Genomic DNA, 16,765 nt, shown 5'->3' on the forward strand with positions numbered 1-16,765 from the left:
GAAGCATCAGCAAAGGCATCAGCGGAAGTGTTGGGCGGATCACCTACCGGGGCAGTCCACACCGCGCCGACGCCCAACGGACCCCCAGGACCATACCCACCAGACGCCCCAGTGGAAGTCCCCGCGGACGTGTTCGCGGACCCACCATTGGAGGTCTCATCGGACGCACCCGCAGACGTATCGGTGGGCCCTCTACTGGGGGCGGGACCCGGACCGGATTCGGGAACGAATCCCGTTCCGGTAGAAGAAGCTGTACTGCTTTTCATACCCCCATTCCATCACCCGCCACTGACATTATTAGGGCCCAAACCCGGTGCACAGAAAAACTTTCTGAACTATTTTTCAAGGTCCGGTCACAGCCCACCGGGGGCGTGCACAAAACCCCACAACCCACCCACCGGGGCGTTAGATCGGGCGCCTCACTAGCCCGATAACCCACCACAACTAACCCTTCGGCGGGTTTGGGGGATCGGTCGGCGGGTTGAGGTCTCAGGGGTCTCAGCCATCTCTGGGGGCTCAGGGGTCTCAGCCATCTCCGGAGTCTCAGGGTCTCGACAGTGTCCTGCTGCACCAGGACACCCCAGCTCGATCTACCGGACCTTTCACCCTGGCGGGCCCGAGTGACACGCTGGTGCACCGACCGAGGCAAGGTGAGCCCTACCTACCCCGGGTCGGGCCCCGCGGAGACCTGCCCGGCCGGCGCTGATTCGGTGCGCCTGCTGGTGGTAGATGACCACCCGGTGGTGCGTGCCGGACAGATCAACCTGCTCTCCTCCGACCCCCGCATCGTGGTCGCCGCCGAGGCAGCCAACGGGGAGGAAGCGGTTGCCGCAGCGATCGCCGTCGCTCCCGACGTCGTCCTCATGGGCCTGCGCATGCCGCTTCTGGATGGAGCTGACGCAACCGCCCGCATTCTCTCGACGCAGCCGGGCACCAAAGTGCTGGTATTGACCACCTACGACGGCGACTCCGATATTGTGCGGGCCGTCGAGGCCAGCGCCGTGGGCAATCTGCTCAAAGACACTCCCGGGGACACAATCATCAGCACCATGTTCGCCGCGGCCCGCGGTGAGACGGTCCTCGCACCGCCCATCGAAGCGAAGTTGGTGTCCCGGATGCGAGCACCTGCGCCGCCGGCGCTGTCTCGCGCGAACCGGGGGTGCTGCAGTGCGTAGCCCGGGGGCTGAGCAACCCCGACATTGCCGCGCGGCTCTACATCGCGGAGACCACAGTAAAGACCCATCTGCTGCCCATTTTCGCCAAACTGGACGTCGATGACCAGACACGGGCCGTGGTCGTGGCGATGGGATGCGGAATCCTCGACAGTCGGGCTCCCGGGCCCCGATAGAGGCCTGCCGCTCAATGTGTGTTTAGAATCATAGTTGAGCTCAATGGGGCGCTCTGACCTGTTCACCCTCCCCAATCTGCAAGGACCCGGCTCGCCATGAAAATCGGAATACTCACCAGCGGCGGCGATTGTCCTGGACTCAACGCGGTGATCCGTGGGGCGGTCCTCAACGGCATCAAAACCCACAACCTTGACTTCGTCGGGTTCCGCGACGGCTGGCGTGGAGTGGTGGAGGGTGACATCATCGACCTCCCGCGCAGCGCCGTCCGCGGTATCTCCAAGCAGGGCGGCACCATTCTGGGGACCTCCCGCACCAACCCCTTCGAGGGAAACGGTGGACCCGACGCGATCAAAGCCACCCTTGAACGGCTCGGCATCGACGCGATGATCGTCATCGGCGGTGAAGGCACCCTCGCTGCCGCCAAGCGGCTCACCGACGCCGGCCTGAAAATTGTTGGAGTCCCCAAGACCGTCGATAACGATCTCGACGCCACCGATTACACCTTTGGCTTCGACACCGCGGTGCAGATCGCCACTGAGGCCATTGACCGGCTGCGCACCACCGGTGAGTCCCACAGCCGGTGCATGGTAGCCGAAGTGATGGGACGCCACGTGGGCTGGATCGCCCTGCACGCCGGGATGGCGTCCGGCGCCCATGCCATCCTCATCCCTGAGCAGCAGACCAGCCTGGAGCAGATCGCCGAGTGGGTGACCGAGGCCAATTATCGTGGCCGTGCGCCTCTCGTGGTGGTCGCCGAAGGATTCGTCCCCGATCACCTGGACCAGGCCCACTCCGAGCGCGGCCTCGACACGTTCGGCCGGCCACGGCTCGGCGGGATCGCCGATCAGCTGGCCCCGGAAATCGAATCTCGCACCGGAATCGAAACCCGCGCCACTGTGCTGGGACATATCCAGCGCGGTGGGGTCCCCTCTGCGTTCGACCGCGTCCTCGCGACACGTCTGGGGATGGCCGCAGTCGATTCAGTGGTGGACGGGTTGTGGGGCACGATGGTGTCGCTGAAGGGCACGGAAATCGCCCGGGTGGGCTTTGAGGCCGCCCTGGGCAATTTGAAGGTGGTCCCCCAGCAGCGGTACGACGAGGCAGCCATCCTCTTCGGCTAATGTTGCCTAGATGGAACTCGACCCCGGCACTGCCTCAATCATCCAGCTCGGGTGGTCCCGGCTCCTGCAGCTCGACGACACGGCGTTCGCCGAGGCGGCGGGTGAGCGGATCTACCGCAGGGACGACGACGCCGAGCTGCTGACCTTTGTGCGGTTGTTCGGCGAGGAATCCATCGTGGGCCCGGGGTGGGCGCTCGACGCCGCAGCGGAACTAGACGGCGACGTCCTCGCCCGCCACTCAACTCTCCTGAGGTTGACCCGGGAGCATGGCGGGCGTGGTCTGGGCGAAGCGAACCTGTACTTTTGCGACAGCCTGCCAGCTCTTGAGCCCCGCCACGACGTGGCGGTGAGCGATGACCTGGCCTTCGCCGTCGACCTTGAACGACTGTGCCCTCCTGACGACACCGCCGAGGTGGGCCTGAGCGAACTGGAGCATCGCACCATCCTGGTGGACGACGCGACCGCTCCCCCCACCCCGTTCGCCGGCGCTGGCTACGACATCTGGAGCGGTATCCTGGCTCATCTCGGGGTCCTGACAGCGCCCGAACGTCGGGGCCAGGGGCACGCTACCTTCATCGCGAAGGTAGCCGTCGAAGACGCCATGGCAGCGGGCCTGATACCCCAGTGGCGCGCGCGCACCGACAACACCGCATCCATCAGGACGGCGCTACGAGCGGGCTTCATCGGGTGCGGCAGCCAAACCAGCGTGCTGCTGCCGAGGTAGGCTGCAACCGGCTGAAGCTTAGGCCGGGCCGAACAGGTCGAGGAGCCCCTGGCGCTTGAACATGTGCGCGGTCTGCCGCGCAGAGGGGTGGCCCTGATCGGGGTCGGCCCCCGCGCCCAGGAGCACGTCGGCGACGTCCGGATACCCCTTGAAGGCCACTCCCGCCAGTGGGGTCTGACCCTTGTCGTTGACCGCATTGACGTCAACGCCCCGCCCGGCCAGGTCTGCCACAATACCCGCATGTCCGTGGTACGAGGCGAGCATCAGGAGACTGTCGCCGGCACTGGTGGTCAGCGTCGCCGGGACTCCTGCGTCAAGGTATCGACTCAGGGTTGCCGCGTCGCCGGTGCGTGCCGCGTCGAACAGCCGGTGGGCCAGCGCGATAGCCTGATCGGCTCCGCCATCGGGCGAGCTAGTCTCGGTCACGGTCACCGGCGTCCTTTGAGGAAACCAGTGGCGCGTCCCACCACCTGGCCGGCGTCGGGCGCCACAATGATCTCCTGGGCTGCGGCGTACGCCTCGTCGCCGTCCTGCACCACCAGGTCACCGAGTGGGTCAACCGAGCGTTTGACGACGGCGAGCGCCACTGCCCCCATCTCGTAGTGCTGGGCCACCGACGTCACGGTGCCGACGGTGCGACCGCCAGCGACGACGGCGCTCCCCACCGCGGGGAGGGTATGTTGGCTGCCGTCAAGCTGCAGAAAGACTAGGCGGCGGGGTGGATGCCCCAGATTGTGCACCCGGGCCACGGTTTCCTGGCCCTTGTAGCACCCCTTCGAGAGGTGGACCGCGGTGCGGATCAGATCCAACTCGTGGGGGATGGTCTTCTCATCGGTTTCGGCTCCGGCCCGGGGCCGCCACGCGGCGACGCGCAACGCCTCGGACGCCATCGCTCCGGCCAGGCTCAGCCCCGCCTCGCCGAGCGCGGCGACGGTATCCGCGAGTGCGGTTTGCGGGACCAGATACTCAAACCAGGGGCGTTCCAGTCCGGGGTGGTTTTCTTCGGTCACCACGGAGTAGCCGTAGCCGCCCTCGGCGATGTGAGGCCACGGGTCAACCCATACGAGACGTTCGGATAGCGTGGCAACAGGTTTCACTGCACCCAGGACCGCCCAGGTATCTGACACATCCGCGACCTCGACCCGAAGCATGAACTTCATCCGGTCCAGCCAGGCGGCCATGCCGGGCGCTTCGAACCCTTCAACGATCAGCCAGGTGGTGGTCCCGTCGTCGACCACCCGGGCGTTGTACTCAATCCTGCCCTGCACGCTCAGCAGGAGCGTCTCCGAGCTGCTACCCGGTTGCAAGCCCAACAGGAGCTGGGAGGAGAGGGTGTTCAGCCAGCTCAGGCGGTCCGGCCCGGATACCGTTACGATGCCCCGGTGGGACAGGTCGACGACGGCGGTGCCGCGGGCCAGCGCGCGCTGCTCTCTGAAAGGGTCGCCGTAATGGGAGGCGGTGCCCTGGTCGGGTGCGCCAGCGGCTACCGCGCCGGGCAGGGACAGCAGTGGGCTGAGGTAGGTCATGATGGTATCAACGCGTCCTTGGGCTTGGCGTATTCCTTTGCCCTGCCCGAGAGGGCACGGCAGTTCAGGATTCTTTTTTGAGAATCGCCGATGCATGGGCCTTGAGTGGTTGACCATCGGCGGCCACGTCCCACCGCCAGTAGAGGTCGCCCTCCACCAGGCCATACAACCGCGTGGCGGCTGTGTATTCCTTGGAATTCTGGCCGCGCATCACCAAGTCGGTGCTGAGCTGGATCTGCGGGCCCTTGATCACCCCGTAATACAGTTCAGCGATTCCGCCGGGGTGCACGATAGTGGCGGTAATGTCGAAGCCGTCCTCGGCGTTACGGAGCTGTTCCACCTCGTCGGCGCTCTTCAGCGCGGGAACAATATCGGCTGGTTCGAGACCGGGGCCGCCGTCGGCGTCGTTTAGCTTGCGGTCCAGCGCCCAGAATCCGCTTTCCACCGACAGGGGGCGCAGGCGGGTCCCCAGCTCATCGGTCAGCCAACTCTCGGCCGTGTACTTGAGGTACGGCAGCCCGTTCTGGGTGAAGGTGACACGTTGCTCAAAGTGCTCGGACTCCGATGAGCCTTCGCCGAGCCGGCCGGAGCCCTCCCAGGCTCCCAACAGCCAGGACAACGGGACCAACTCGGGCGTAAGGTCGGTAGGAATCTCAAACGACATGGTGAGGTGGCAGCCTTACTTCTGGCCCTTGTACAGGCGGCTGATCACCAGGGCCGCCACTCCAGCCATCGCCAGTGAAGCGAGCACCAACAGTCCAATGAAGAAGATTTCAAGCGCAAGAATCGACATGCGTCCATCCTAACGCGACGCATCGGCGGCTCTCGACCTCATCGCCGTGACGGAGCGAGGCGGGCGGTCCGGGAGTGAAACAGGCGGGGAGGCGGGCAGGTCAATCAGGCGGTGAGCAGCTTGCTCAGGAAGTAAACGAGCGAGCCAATTACGAGGATCGGCGCGACGCCGATCGACAGTGCCGCCGGCAAGTTCACCGGCGTTTCGCGGGCCAGGAAAAGCCGGCGGGCACACACCACCACGGCTCCGCTGCCCGCTCCGATGATGCCTGCGGCCAGCCCGGAAACGTCGGTGAACAGAATGGCCCCAAGTGGTCCGGCGGTTGCGGCCAGCGCGGTTCCCAGCGGTGCGATGATGCGATCTGGCCAGGGCAGCAGCGACACGGCGAGAGCGATGATGACGCTGATCCCGGTGACCAGCATCATGCCGGAGTTCCCGGCGTTGACTGCCAACCGGTCGGCGGCAACCCAGCCCGAGCCGAGGCAGGCCAGGAATACGCCAACTCCGGCGCCGAGGGTGGACTCGAGGCGGTGGCTCTGGCCGGTACCGCGGAACAGCTGGATGAGGAATATCCCGCCTAGGCCGAGGGCCGTCGCGACAGGCATCCACCGCATGAAGTCGGTGTCAGGGACAGTGAGGGCCGCAGCCGTGGCGGCCAGCGCGCTAAGTCCGATGACTGCAGACTGGCTCTTCCTGGCTGGAACGCCCAGCACATGGGGCCAGCCAATGGCGCACGCCAGGATCAGGACCGCAGCGACGCCCGCCAGGGCACCAAGGGAGACGTAGGAAGCAACCACGACTGAGATGACGGCAACTGCCGCCGCAATGGCTACACTCCATATTCTCACCCGAGCAATACTGCCTTACCGCTCCGGCAAGTGAAAACGGCGTCCCGGGGTGCGGAGCATCACACCCGGTATACTGGACGAAATCTGCAAGGGCTGCGGAGCACCCGACCTACTCCGTCTGCCCGACGCAGTCGCCCGATGATGCGCGTCCGAGTATATGGAGGACACATGCCGCACATCCTGATGTTGACTAATAGCCCCGGCTCGTCGGTGGGTGTGCTGCCCGCGCTTGAGCTGCTCAACCACAAGGTGCATATTCTGCCCGCCGAGCCGACGGCGCTACTGGAAACCGAACCCTGCGATGTGGTGATGGTCGATGCACGCAAGGACATGGTCGGCGCGCGATCGCTGACGCAGCTTCTCAAGGCCACCGGTCTCAGTGCACCCCTGATGCTGGTGCTCACCGAGGGTGGGATGGCCGCCGTCGCCGCTAACTGGTTGGCCGACGACGTCGTCCTCGACTCTGCTGGGCCCGCCGAGGTGGAGGCGCGGCTCCGCCTGGTCATCGCGAGGACCAGTGCTGCAGAGTCAGAGACCAGTAGCGAGATCCGGGCCTCCGGCGTCGTGATCGACGAGGCCAGTTACACCGCCCGGGTGGGCGGAGAACCGTTGAACCTGACCTACAAGGAATTCGAGCTGCTCAAATATCTTGCTCAGCACCCAGGCCGGGTGTTCACCCGTGACCAGTTGCTGCACGAGGTGTGGGGCTACGACTATTACGGGGGGACCCGCACCGTCGACGTTCACGTACGGCGACTCAGGGCCAAACTGGGCGCCGACCATGAGCAGCTGATTGGGACGGTCCGCAATGTGGGGTACCGGTTCACGCTCAGCCGCTCAACTGACGACCGCCCGGCCGTCGACGCCTAAATGTATTGACCTGGGCCGCCGGCTTAACCAGCGAAGCCCCTCCCCCACTGTCGTGGAAAAGGGACTTCGCTGGTAGTACCTGGTGGAGGACATACGGGTCGAACGTATCGCGGGCACCCCACTGGTGCATCCCCCGTGAACGATCACCTACGCTACCGTACTAGCGGCGCCACGCCAAAACCAGCCCCACGGCTGGCGCCCATGAGGGTTAAGCTGGCTGCATGACCACAGCTCATGTCCCTACCTGGCCTATCCTTCATACCGCTGGCGTTCCCGAGCCACGATTCCTGCAGGACATCCTCGGACTCGCCACGGCCGCAGCAGAAGCCGACGGCAATCCGCCGTTATCCGAGCAGACGTTGGTCAATCTGAAGACCGCTGGCGCCCACCCCGAATCCCTACTGATCTTCGCTACCTACGCCGTCGACGAGAAATCGCCAGCGGCAGGCGGGAGAGAACCGGCTGCCGCCGCCAGTGACGCCACCTCCCAGGAGGTCGAAGAGCTCGCCGGGGTGGCGGTGATCAGCCTGCCCCGCGAGGGAACCGACGACGACGACCCCGGGGTGATCGAGCTGGTGGTGCGGCCCACCTATCGCAGCCAGGGGGTCGGGAGCGCACTCGCCGACGCCGTCAAGGCCCACGGTTTGCCAGCGCTGCGTGCCTGGTCCCACGGCAACCATGCGGCTGCCGTCAGCCTGGCGGTCAAGAACGGATTCGTTCCCGTCCGGGAGCTGTGGCGGATGCGCCAGAGTCGGGCCGCCCTGGAAGCCTCCGTGCTCGCCCCAACCGCTAACGCGATCGCCCTTCCCGACGGCGTCGTCCTGCGCGCCTTCGAAGCTGGCGTCGACGAACAGGCCTGGCTTGCCGCGAACCGAGCGGCGTTCGCCCACCATGCCGAGCAGGGCGCGACCACGCTGGAGGACCTTCAGTCGCGGATGGCCGAGGACTGGTTCGATCCGTCGGGGTTCCTGCTGGCGGTGCGGGAAGCCGACGGGAGGTTGCTCGGCTTCCACTGGACCAAGGTGCATCCGCGGTCCGGAGACCATCCCGCGCTCGGCGAGGTCTATGTTGTCGGGGTCACTCCCGAGGCGCAGGGAATGGGACTGGGTAAGGCGCTCACCATTGCTGGGATTGAGCACCTCCATTCGCTGGGTCTGCAGGCGATCATGCTCTATGTCGACGCCGACAATACCGCTGCGGTGGCGCTCTACCGCAAGCTGGGCTTCACCCGCTGGGATGTTGACGTCATGTACGCGCCCCAGGTTGCCGGGGCGAGCTTGTAAGGTGGATCCTGATGCCGTTAAACCCCTTGAGAGAGGGGCGGATAACGGCAACCCACCCGCTGTCAGGAGACATCATGGACCCCGAAACCGCAGCACGCGTTCCGGCTCGGTATGGCTCGTCCGAGGTTGCACCCGCGCGTGCCACCCAGGACCGCATCGACATCCCGGAGTTCGCGCCCAGCCTGCTTCCGGAGGGCGCCATCACGCCCGACCGGTTCCTGGACCGGGAATCGAGTTGGCTCGACTTCAACGCACGGGTTCTTGAGCTCGCCGAAGACCCCGACCTGTACCTGTTGGAGCGCGTCAGCTTCCTCTCCATCTTTGCGTCCAACCTGGACGAGTTCTTTATGGTGCGCGTCGCCGGATTGAAACGACGGATCGCCACCGGGCTGGCTGTCCCGTCGGCCGCTGGGCTGAGCCCCATCGAGCAACTCGAGCAGATCATGGCCGACGGCTACAAGCTGCAGCAGCGGCACGCGGCAGTGTTCGCGGAGAACATCCGGCCTGCATTGGCCGCCGAGAATATCCACCTGACCACCTGGGACGAACTCGACGACGCCGCCCGCGCCGAGCTGAACAAGCTCTTCGCCGAAAAGGTCTTCCCTATCCTGACGCCGCTCGCTGTGGATCCGGCCCACCCCTTCCCCTACATTTCAGGGCTGTCACTGAACCTCGCCGTCGTCGTCCGCAATCCGGTGAGCGAAAAGGAACTCTTTGCCCGCGTCAAGGTGCCCGACCAGCTCCCCCGCCTGATCTCCGTGGACGGCCCGCGCGCAGGTAACGTCACGGGGCGCACGGCGCGGTTCATCCCGCTGGAAGACGTCATTGCCGTGCACCTGGACCAACTGTTTCCGGGCATGGAAGTGCTTGAACACCACACCTTCCGGGTGACCCGCAACGAGGACCTGGAGGTAGAGGAGGACGACGCCGAGAACCTCCTGCAAGCGCTGGAAAAGGAGTTGCTGCGGCGCCGGTTCGGGCCACCGGTCAGGCTGGAGGTCACCACCGACATCAACCCGAGTATCCGTGCCCTGCTGTCCCGCGAGCTCGGGGTGGAGGAGGACGAGGTGTACGGGTTGCCTGCGCCGCTGGACCTCCGGGGGCTGAGCGTGATCGGCCGGATTGACCGCGGCGAACTCCGCTACCCCAAGCACGTCCCGCACACGAGCCGGGATCTCAACGAGAGCGAAACGTCGAAGGCTGCGAACGTGTTCGCGGCCATGCGACGCCGGGACATCCTGCTGCACCACCCGTACGATTCGTTCTCCACCTCGGTCCAGGCGTTCCTGGAGCAGGCAGCGAATGATCCCAAGGTGCAGGCGATCAAGCAGACCCTGTACCGCACGTCGGGGGACTCGCCGATCGTCGATGCGCTGATCGACGCGGCCGAATCCGGCAAGCAGGTGCTGGCCCTGGTCGAGATCAAGGCGCGCTTCGACGAGCAAGCCAACATTTCCTGGGCCCGGAAGCTGGAGCAGGCAGGCGTACACGTGGTGTATGGAATTGTGGGGCTGAAAACCCACTGCAAGCTGTCCCTCGTGGTCCGTCAGGAAATCGACGGGCTCCGCCGCTACTGCCACATCGGTACCGGCAACTATCACCCACGAACCGCCCGCTATTACGAAGATTTCGGGTTGCTGACCGCCAATGAGCAGGTGGGCCAGGATCTATCCCGGCTGTTCAACCAGCTCTCGGGGTATGCGCCGAAGTCCACGTTCAAGCGGCTGCTGGTCGCCCCACGGTCGGTGCGTTCCGGTCTGATAGACCGGATTGAACGCGAGATCGCCAACCAGAAGGCTGGGCTGGCGGCGCGGGTGGTGGTGAAGGTCAACTCGATCGTCGACGAAGCCATTATTGACGCCCTCTACCGTGCCTCGCAGGCTGGCGTGACGGTGGACGTGATCGTCCGAGGTATCTGCTCGGTGCGCCCCGGCGTTCCTGGTCTCAGCGAAAACATCACAGTCCGGTCAGTCCTGGGCCGGTTCCTTGAACACTCGCGGGTCTTCGCGTTCGCCAACGGCGGGGACCCCGCCGTGTTCATCGGGTCCGCGGACATGATGCACCGGAACCTTGACCGCCGGGTGGAGGCCCTCGTGCAACTCAGCGCACCCGAGGACATCAGCTATCTCATGTCCCTGATCGACCGGTACATGGACGAAGGTACTGCGAGCTGGCACCTCGATAAGGCCGGAAGCTGGACCCGGCACCATAAGGACGCCGACGGTGCCCCGCTGAGCGACGTCCAGAGCTGGCTGCTGGCATCCCGCGCACGCAACCGGTCGGCGGTCCGCCACTGATGGAGCCGATCGTCGAAGCGGTGGCCTCACCCCCTGAGGACGCGGCGCCGTCGGTCATCGCTGCCGGCGCTATCTGTTGGCGGAAGGAACAGGGACACCTTGAGGTGCTCCTGATTCACCGTCCGCAGTATTCGGACTGGTCATGGCCCAAAGGCAAGATCGACCCCGGCGAAACCACCCCCGAATGTGCCGTCAGGGAGGTCGAGGAGGAGGTGGGCCTCCGCATTTCCCTGGGCATTCCCCTGGGGTCGACCCGGTACCCGGTGGCCTCGGGGCCGAAGGTGGTCTACTACTGGGCGGCACACACCGAGCGTGCGGTGGTTCGCCCGGATGGCAAGGAGGTAGACGAATTCTCGTGGGTCACACCAACCCGCGCCGTTGAACTATTGACCAACCCCACGGATCAGGAGCCTCTCGGGTCGCTCGTCGCAGCACACGAGGCCGAGCAGCTGGAGACCTGGCCGCTGATCGTGGTCCGCCACGCCAAGGCTAAACCCCGCTCTTCCTGGACCCGGGCCGAAGGGGATCGCCCGTTGGCGGCAACCGGTCGACGCCAGGCCGCAGCGGTGAGCCGTCTGCTCGAAGCCTGGGGCCCGTCGTGGGTGGTGAGTAGCCCCTGGGAGCGCTGCGTCCAGACCATCGCTCCGTACCGCAAGTCCAGGGACATCAAGCTCAAACTTGCTGACTCCATCACCGAGCGAAATGCGGCCCGCAAACCGGACAAGGCCCGGTCGACCGTCGAGAAGCTTTTCGACAGACGCCGGCCCGTTGCGCTGTGCACCCATCGCCCGGTACTCCCGCTCGTCTTCGGCGTGCTCCGCCGTCACCTGCCGGAGTCGCTCTCCACCGTGCTGCCAGTGGATGACCCGTACCTCGCTCCCGGCGAGGTGCTGATCTCCCACGTGAGCACTAAAACCCCCGGGCGCATCGTCGCAGTGGAGCAGTTCAGGGCCTACGACGACTAGCCTGCGGCAGACAGCGCGGGCCGCCTGAATACGTGAAGACCACCTCCTTGAGCTGGTCCGGGCCCACCAGTCGGTCCGACGGTGACGGCGAGGCAGTGCTCCCCTGTCGGCGACCGCCATGTGGAAGTCGACACGCCGACTGCGCAGCTGTGGCGGGTGACCGCCAGGAGGTGTGCAGCTGTGGCGGGTGCGGGGCGGGTTGACCCACCACACGTGCACAGAAGTTCGCGACGACGCCGGTTCGGGGCGCTACAACCCACCACAGCTGCGCCAAACATTCCCGACGACGGCCCACTGGTGACACCGGCACCACGCCGGAGCGATTTTGGGGTCGCGCAGAGCCCTGCCACTAGAGTGGAATGCGTGAGTTCACATCCCAGCCCCACACCGTACGAGGACCTGCTACGCGATGTGATGGCCAACGGGGCGGTCAAGACCGACCGCACCGGCACCGGAACCCGCAGTGTTTTCGGAAGACAGTTGCGCTTCGACCTCGCTGGCTCCTTCCCGCTGGTCACCACCAAACGCGTCCACTTCAAATCCGTTGCGCTGGAGCTGCTCTGGTTCCTCCGCGGCGATTCCAACGTCTCGTGGCTGCAGGAACGCGGCGTCAAAATCTGGAACGAATGGGCCGGCGACGACGGCGAACTCGGCCCCGTCTACGGCGTCCAATGGCGCTCCTGGCCAACCCCCGACGGCGGCCACATCGACCAAATCGCCCAGGTAGTCGAAGCGCTGAAGGTCAGCCCGGATTCCCGCCGGCACCTGGTCTCGGCCTGGAACGTGTCGGAGCTGCACAATATGGCGCTCCCCCCATGCCACGCGTTTTTCCAGTTCTACGTCGCGGATGGGAAGCTGTCCTGCCAGCTGTACCAGCGTTCGGCCGACACCTTCCTCGGCGTCCCGTTCAACATCGCCTCCTACGCGCTACTCACCCTGATGGTCGCCCAACAGGTGGGGCTGGCACCCGGCGAACTGGTCTGGACCGGCGGCGACGTCCACATCTACGACAATCACGTCGAGCAGGTGAAAGAACAACTGACCCGGCAGCCGTACCCCAATCCACAGCTGCTGATCAACCGTAAACCAGAGAGCATCTTCGACTACATGCTGGAGGACTTTGACGTGGTGAATTACCAGCACCATCCCACCATCAAGGCACCGATCGCCGTATGACTTCAACCAACCGCGGCATCATCGACGCCATTGGACGGGAGCCGTTCATCGGCATGATCTGGGCCCAGACGGAGAACGGGGTCATTGGGAAAGACGGGGGCATGCCATGGCGCCTTCCCGAAGACATGGAACATTTCAAACGGACCACCTCCGGCCACCCGGTCATCATGGGTCGGCACACTTGGCAGTCGTTTCCCGCCAAGTACCGCCCCCTCCCGGACCGGACCAACATTGTGGTGAGTCGTCACGCGCTGGAGGCCGGCGACCTGACGGGCGCCGTCGTCGTCGACTCCCTGGAAGACGCTCTTGACGAAGCCCGGCGCAGTCCCGGCGCCGAACAGATCTGGGTGATCGGCGGCGGGCAGATCTACGAGGCCGCCCTGCCGGTGGCCCAGGCCGCAGTCGTCACGATGATCGAGTCCACCACCAAGGGCGATACGTTCGCGCCGACGCTCGGCCCGGACTGGCAACTCGACGGCGTGACCCCCCATAAGGGCTGGCTTTCCGGTGCCAATGGCACGCGCTACCGGATCAGCCTGTGGACGCGGGACCGGGACTAACTGGATCCGTCCGGGAGGCTGTTCGTAACCAATCGGGCCTCCCGGACGTGCTGACCTAGACTGGCAGCATGACTTCTGCAGTAAATGGTTCCTCAATTGCGCCAAGCGTCGGTTTCGTGGGCTGGCGCGGCATGGTTGGCTCCGTCCTGATGCAGCGCATGCAGGATGAGGGCGATTTCCACCTGATCAACCCCGTGTTCTTCTCCACGTCGAATGCCGGGGGTGCGGCGCCGTCGTTCGCTGAAGGCGCCCCTGCACTTCAGGACGCGTACGACGTCGACGCGCTGGCCAAGCTGTCCATCATCGTCACCGCCCAGGGTGGGGACTACACCGCGGAGGTCTACCCGAAGCTACGCGACAGCGGCTGGGACGGTCTGTGGATCGACGCGGCGTCAACGCTACGGATGGAGACCAGCTCCATCATTGTGTTGGATCCGGTGAACCGGGATGTCATCGACGCCGGACTCTCGCGGGGCGTGCGTAACTTCATCGGCGGGAACTGCACGGTGTCCTGCATGCTGATGGGTCTTGGCGGCCTGTTCCGCAACGGCCTCGTCGAGTGGGGAACTTCGATGACGTATCAGGCGGCCTCCGGCGGCGGCGCCCGCCACATGCGTGAGCTACTGAACCAGTTTGGCGCCATCCACGGCGCGGTTGCACCCAACCTTGATGATCCGGCGTCGGCCATCCTCGCCATCGATCAGGCGGTCCTCGCGCAGCAGCGCAACCCGGGCATGGACGCCTCACAGTTTGGTGTGCCACTGGCAGGATCGGCCATCCCCTGGATCGACGCCGATCTGGGCAACGGGATGTCGAAGGAGGAGTGGAAGGCTGGCGCCGAAACCAACAAAATCCTGGGCACCGATGGTACCGACGGCGCGCGGATACCGTTCGACGGGCTGTGCGTCAGGATCGGTGCCATGCGCTCCCATTCCCAGGCGCTGACCCTGAAACTGAACGAAGACGTACCGCTGGCCGAGCTCGAACGGCTCATCGACGCCGACAACGAGTGGGCAACGGTCATCCCCAACACTAAGGAAGCCACGCTGGCCCGCCTTACTCCTGTTGCCGCGACTGGGTCGCTGACCATCCCCGTGGGAAGACTTCGCAAACTCGAAATGGGTCCGCAGTACCTGAGCGCCTTCACCGTGGGAGATCAGCTGCTGTGGGGCGCCGCCGAACCGCTGCGCCGGATGCTCCTGATCGCCACCGGGAACCTCTAACCGGGGTCAGCCGCGGCACCCCGGCACCGTACCCCGAGAGTTGGGACGCGGTCCCTCGCTAGAGCGTGCAGCCGATCAGTAGCGGCTCGGGGTGCAGGCGGATCCCGAACCGGTCCTCGACGCCGTCGGCCACCAGCGCTGCGATCGCCAGGAGATCGGCGGCCGAGGCGCTCCCCCGGTTGGTGACGGCGAGGGTGTGCTTGGTCGACAGCGAGGCCCGGCCTCCCGCCGCAGCAAAGCCGGCGTCCTCCGCTAGCCCAAAACCCTTCCCGAATCCAGCCTGATCGATCAGCCAGGCGGCCGAGAGCTTGACCCGTCCGTCGAGGGCAGTGGGATACCGGGGAGCGTCGTCCGGCAGCGTCGCGGTAGTTGCAGCGTCAACAACTGGATTGGTGAAGAAGGAGCCAGTGCTGAACGTGTCGCGGTCGTGAGGGTCAAGCACCATCCCCTTGGCGGCGCGCAGCTTCAGGACAGCCCGCCGGACATCGTTCGCGTAGGTCCGTTCACCGGTGACTACACCGACCTCCCGAGCCAGCTCCGCGTACCGCACGGGAGCGCTCATCCGACCCAACGCCAGCTGGAACTCGACGGTCAGCACCACGTACCGCGGTGAGCCGTTCAGTGTGGTGCGTCTCAGTATCGAATCCCGGTACCCGAACTTCAGCTCGAAATTCGTAAAGGACTTAACAGAATTGGTTTCGCGATCCCAGGTTCGAACGGTGGCGAGGGTCTGCGAGACATCGCAGCCGTAGGCCCCGACGTTCTGCACCGGGGTGGCACCGGTGGACCCCGGAATGCCCGACAACGCTTCCAGCCCGGAATAGGCGTGCAGCACTGTGTACTCGACGAGGGCGTCCCAGGGCTGGCCCGCCTCCGCCTTCACCATCACCCCACCGCACGTGGCGTCGTCGTCGTTCACCACAAATCCGGTCGACGCCAGCCGCACCACGGTGCCGGCGAAGCCGTCGTCGGCGATGATGAGGTTTGACCCGCCGGCGATAATCAGCAGGGGGTCGCTGGCAGCATCCGCGGACCGGACGGCGTCGATAATCTCTGCCTCGGAGCGCGCCTCGACGTAGGTACGCGCCGGGCCGCCGACGCCGGCCGTTGTGAGCGAGGAGAGAAGCGTCACCAGATGCGCACCACGGCCTGGGCCTTGACCAGCACCTTCTGTCCGGCACACGTCACGGTCAGATCCACCCGGACCGTCGAATTGTCCAGATCCACTGCACCGATCTTGCCCGCCACCTCAATCACAGCACCAGGAGTTCCGGCCGCGGTGGTGTCGTCAACGATGACCGGCCTGGTGAACCGCGTCTGATAGTCGACGACGGCTGCAGGGTCGCCCACCCAGTCGGTGACCAGCTGGACCGCGGCCCCCATGGTGAACATGCCGTGGGCGATGACGCCCGGCAAGCCCACGCCCTGCGCAAAGTCGGAGTTCCAGTGAATCGGGTTGAAGTCGCCCGAGGCTCCGGCATACCTGACGAGGTCCTGGCGGGTGGCCTCAACTGTGGCGGCGCCGATCTCCTGGCCGACACTGAGGTCCGCGATAGCGATGCCCATTACTGTTCCTCTCCGCGCACCAACAACGATGACGTGGTGGTGGCGGTCTTTTCGCCATCGGTGGTCGAGATTTCGGCGCGGGTAGTGATCATCGCGCCGCCGCCCATCGCCCGGACGGTGTCGACATGTAGCTCGGCCACCAGCTCATCGCCGGCCACGATGGCCCGGTGGTGGCTGAACCGCTGGTCGGCGTGCACCACACGGCTGAAGTCGATGCCGGCGTCGGGGTCGTTGATTAGCTGGGCATCGGCCAGTTGGGCGATGATGATGGCGAAGGTGGGTGGAGCCACCAGGTCCCGGTGGCCGAGGTCCTGAGCGGCTTCGACGTCGTAGTGCGACGGGTGGGTGGCCTTCACGGCCCGCGCAAACTCACGGATTTTCTCGCGGCCCACAAGGTACGCGGGGCCGGCAGGATAGCTGCGGCCCTGCAGCTCTGGATTGATGGTCATGGGGCTCCTGACGGA

General features: G+C 65.5%; 18 protein-coding genes. 11 read left to right on the forward strand and 7 right to left on the reverse strand.

The features are described from left to right. The first annotated feature begins 650 nt into the window (after window positions 1–650). The 4 genes from ACX80O_RS15005 to ACX80O_RS15020 all read left to right on the forward strand — a co-directional run bounded on the left by ACX80O_RS15005 (window position 651) and on the right by ACX80O_RS15020 (window position 3,194). Window positions 651–1,175: a response regulator gene (locus tag ACX80O_RS15005; RefSeq protein WP_459333928.1), complete on the forward strand. Its 525-nt coding sequence runs from the start codon at window positions 651–653 to the stop codon at window positions 1,173–1,175. After that, window positions 1,160–1,348, forward strand: a complete 189-nt coding sequence (locus tag ACX80O_RS15010) for a response regulator transcription factor (protein WP_459333929.1) — start codon at window positions 1,160–1,162, stop codon at window positions 1,346–1,348. The genes ACX80O_RS15005 and ACX80O_RS15010 overlap by 16 nt, the downstream gene beginning before the upstream one ends. Before the next feature lie 96 nt (window positions 1,349–1,444). After that, window positions 1,445–2,470, forward strand: coding sequence for a 6-phosphofructokinase (locus tag ACX80O_RS15015; RefSeq protein ID WP_459333930.1), 1,026 nt, complete (start codon window positions 1,445–1,447; stop codon window positions 2,468–2,470). A gap of 10 nt (window positions 2,471–2,480) precedes the next feature. Then, window positions 2,481–3,194: a GNAT family N-acetyltransferase gene (locus tag ACX80O_RS15020; protein ID WP_459333931.1), complete on the forward strand. Its 714-nt coding sequence runs from the start codon at window positions 2,481–2,483 to the stop codon at window positions 3,192–3,194. Between the two features lie 18 nt (window positions 3,195–3,212). Here the strand turns inward: ACX80O_RS15020 and ACX80O_RS15025 are convergent, their stop codons facing one another. The 4 genes from ACX80O_RS15025 to ACX80O_RS15040 form a co-directional block, all read right to left on the reverse strand. Beyond that, window positions 3,213–3,620 (reverse strand): ankyrin repeat domain-containing protein, encoded by a 408-nt coding sequence (locus tag ACX80O_RS15025; protein ID WP_459333932.1) that lies wholly within the window; start codon window positions 3,618–3,620, stop codon window positions 3,213–3,215. Window positions 3,621–3,622: 2 nt separating this feature from the next. Then, complete coding sequence (gene ygfZ / locus ACX80O_RS15030) at window positions 3,623–4,720, reverse strand: CAF17-like 4Fe-4S cluster assembly/insertion protein YgfZ (protein ID WP_459333933.1); 1,098 nt, start codon at window positions 4,718–4,720, stop codon at window positions 3,623–3,625. Between the two features lie 64 nt (window positions 4,721–4,784). Further along, the gene (locus tag ACX80O_RS15035; protein WP_459308174.1) at window positions 4,785–5,384 is read right to left on the reverse strand and encodes a nitrobindin family protein; all 600 of its coding nucleotides are present in this window, start codon (window positions 5,382–5,384) and stop codon (window positions 4,785–4,787) included. A 233-nt stretch (window positions 5,385–5,617) separates the two neighbouring features. Next, window positions 5,618–6,361 carry a hypothetical protein gene (locus tag ACX80O_RS15040; protein ID WP_459333934.1) on the reverse strand — a complete coding sequence of 248 codons (744 nt, stop codon included), beginning with the start codon at window positions 6,359–6,361 and terminating at the stop codon, window positions 5,618–5,620. A gap of 168 nt (window positions 6,362–6,529) precedes the next feature. On the opposite strand from ACX80O_RS15040, the gene ACX80O_RS15045 reads away from it, so the two are divergent. The 7 genes from ACX80O_RS15045 (at window position 6,530) to asd (ending at window position 14,735) form a co-directional block, all read left to right on the forward strand. Then, window positions 6,530–7,231, forward strand: a complete 702-nt coding sequence (locus ACX80O_RS15045) for a winged helix-turn-helix transcriptional regulator (RefSeq protein ID WP_459308170.1) — start codon at window positions 6,530–6,532, stop codon at window positions 7,229–7,231. Between the two features lie 221 nt (window positions 7,232–7,452). After that, window positions 7,453–8,514 (forward strand): mycothiol synthase, encoded by a 1,062-nt coding sequence (gene mshD / locus ACX80O_RS15050; protein ID WP_459333935.1) that lies wholly within the window; start codon window positions 7,453–7,455, stop codon window positions 8,512–8,514. Window positions 8,515–8,588: 74 nt separating this feature from the next. After that, window positions 8,589–10,811 carry an RNA degradosome polyphosphate kinase gene (locus ACX80O_RS15055; RefSeq protein ID WP_459308167.1) on the forward strand — a complete coding sequence of 741 codons (2,223 nt, stop codon included), beginning with the start codon at window positions 8,589–8,591 and terminating at the stop codon, window positions 10,809–10,811. Continuing rightward, a complete protein-coding gene (locus tag ACX80O_RS15060; protein ID WP_459333936.1) occupies window positions 10,811–11,776 on the forward strand; it encodes an NUDIX hydrolase in 966 nt (321 codons plus the stop codon). The genes ACX80O_RS15055 and ACX80O_RS15060 overlap by 1 nt, the downstream gene beginning before the upstream one ends. A 414-nt stretch (window positions 11,777–12,190) precedes the next feature. Beyond that, entirely contained in the window at window positions 12,191–12,952 is a 762-nt protein-coding gene (locus ACX80O_RS15065) for a thymidylate synthase (RefSeq protein WP_459308192.1), read from the forward strand. Further along, a complete protein-coding gene (locus ACX80O_RS15070) occupies window positions 12,949–13,512 on the forward strand; it encodes a dihydrofolate reductase (RefSeq protein ID WP_459308163.1) in 564 nt (187 codons plus the stop codon). The genes ACX80O_RS15065 and ACX80O_RS15070 overlap by 4 nt, the downstream gene beginning before the upstream one ends. A 68-nt stretch (window positions 13,513–13,580) precedes the next feature. Then, window positions 13,581–14,735: an aspartate-semialdehyde dehydrogenase gene (gene asd, locus ACX80O_RS15075; RefSeq protein WP_459333937.1), complete on the forward strand. Its 1,155-nt coding sequence runs from the start codon at window positions 13,581–13,583 to the stop codon at window positions 14,733–14,735. 58 nt (window positions 14,736–14,793) lie between these two features. Here the strand turns inward: asd and ACX80O_RS15080 are convergent, their stop codons facing one another. From ACX80O_RS15080 to ACX80O_RS15090, 3 genes are read right to left on the reverse strand one after another with little or no spacing between them, the layout of a single operon-like run. Next, window positions 14,794–15,867, reverse strand: coding sequence for a UDP-N-acetylmuramate dehydrogenase (locus ACX80O_RS15080; RefSeq protein ID WP_459308161.1), 1,074 nt, complete (start codon window positions 15,865–15,867; stop codon window positions 14,794–14,796). Beyond that, a complete protein-coding gene (locus tag ACX80O_RS15085; protein ID WP_459308160.1) occupies window positions 15,864–16,301 on the reverse strand; it encodes a MaoC family dehydratase in 438 nt (145 codons plus the stop codon). Before ACX80O_RS15085 ends, ACX80O_RS15080 begins: the two co-directional genes overlap by 4 nt. After that, the gene (locus tag ACX80O_RS15090; protein WP_459308159.1) at window positions 16,301–16,750 is read right to left on the reverse strand and encodes an FAS1-like dehydratase domain-containing protein; all 450 of its coding nucleotides are present in this window, start codon (window positions 16,748–16,750) and stop codon (window positions 16,301–16,303) included. Before ACX80O_RS15090 ends, ACX80O_RS15085 begins: the two co-directional genes overlap by 1 nt. Window positions 16,751–16,765: the final 15 nt, after the last annotated feature.

Source organism: Arthrobacter glycogeni (assembly GCF_054511155.1).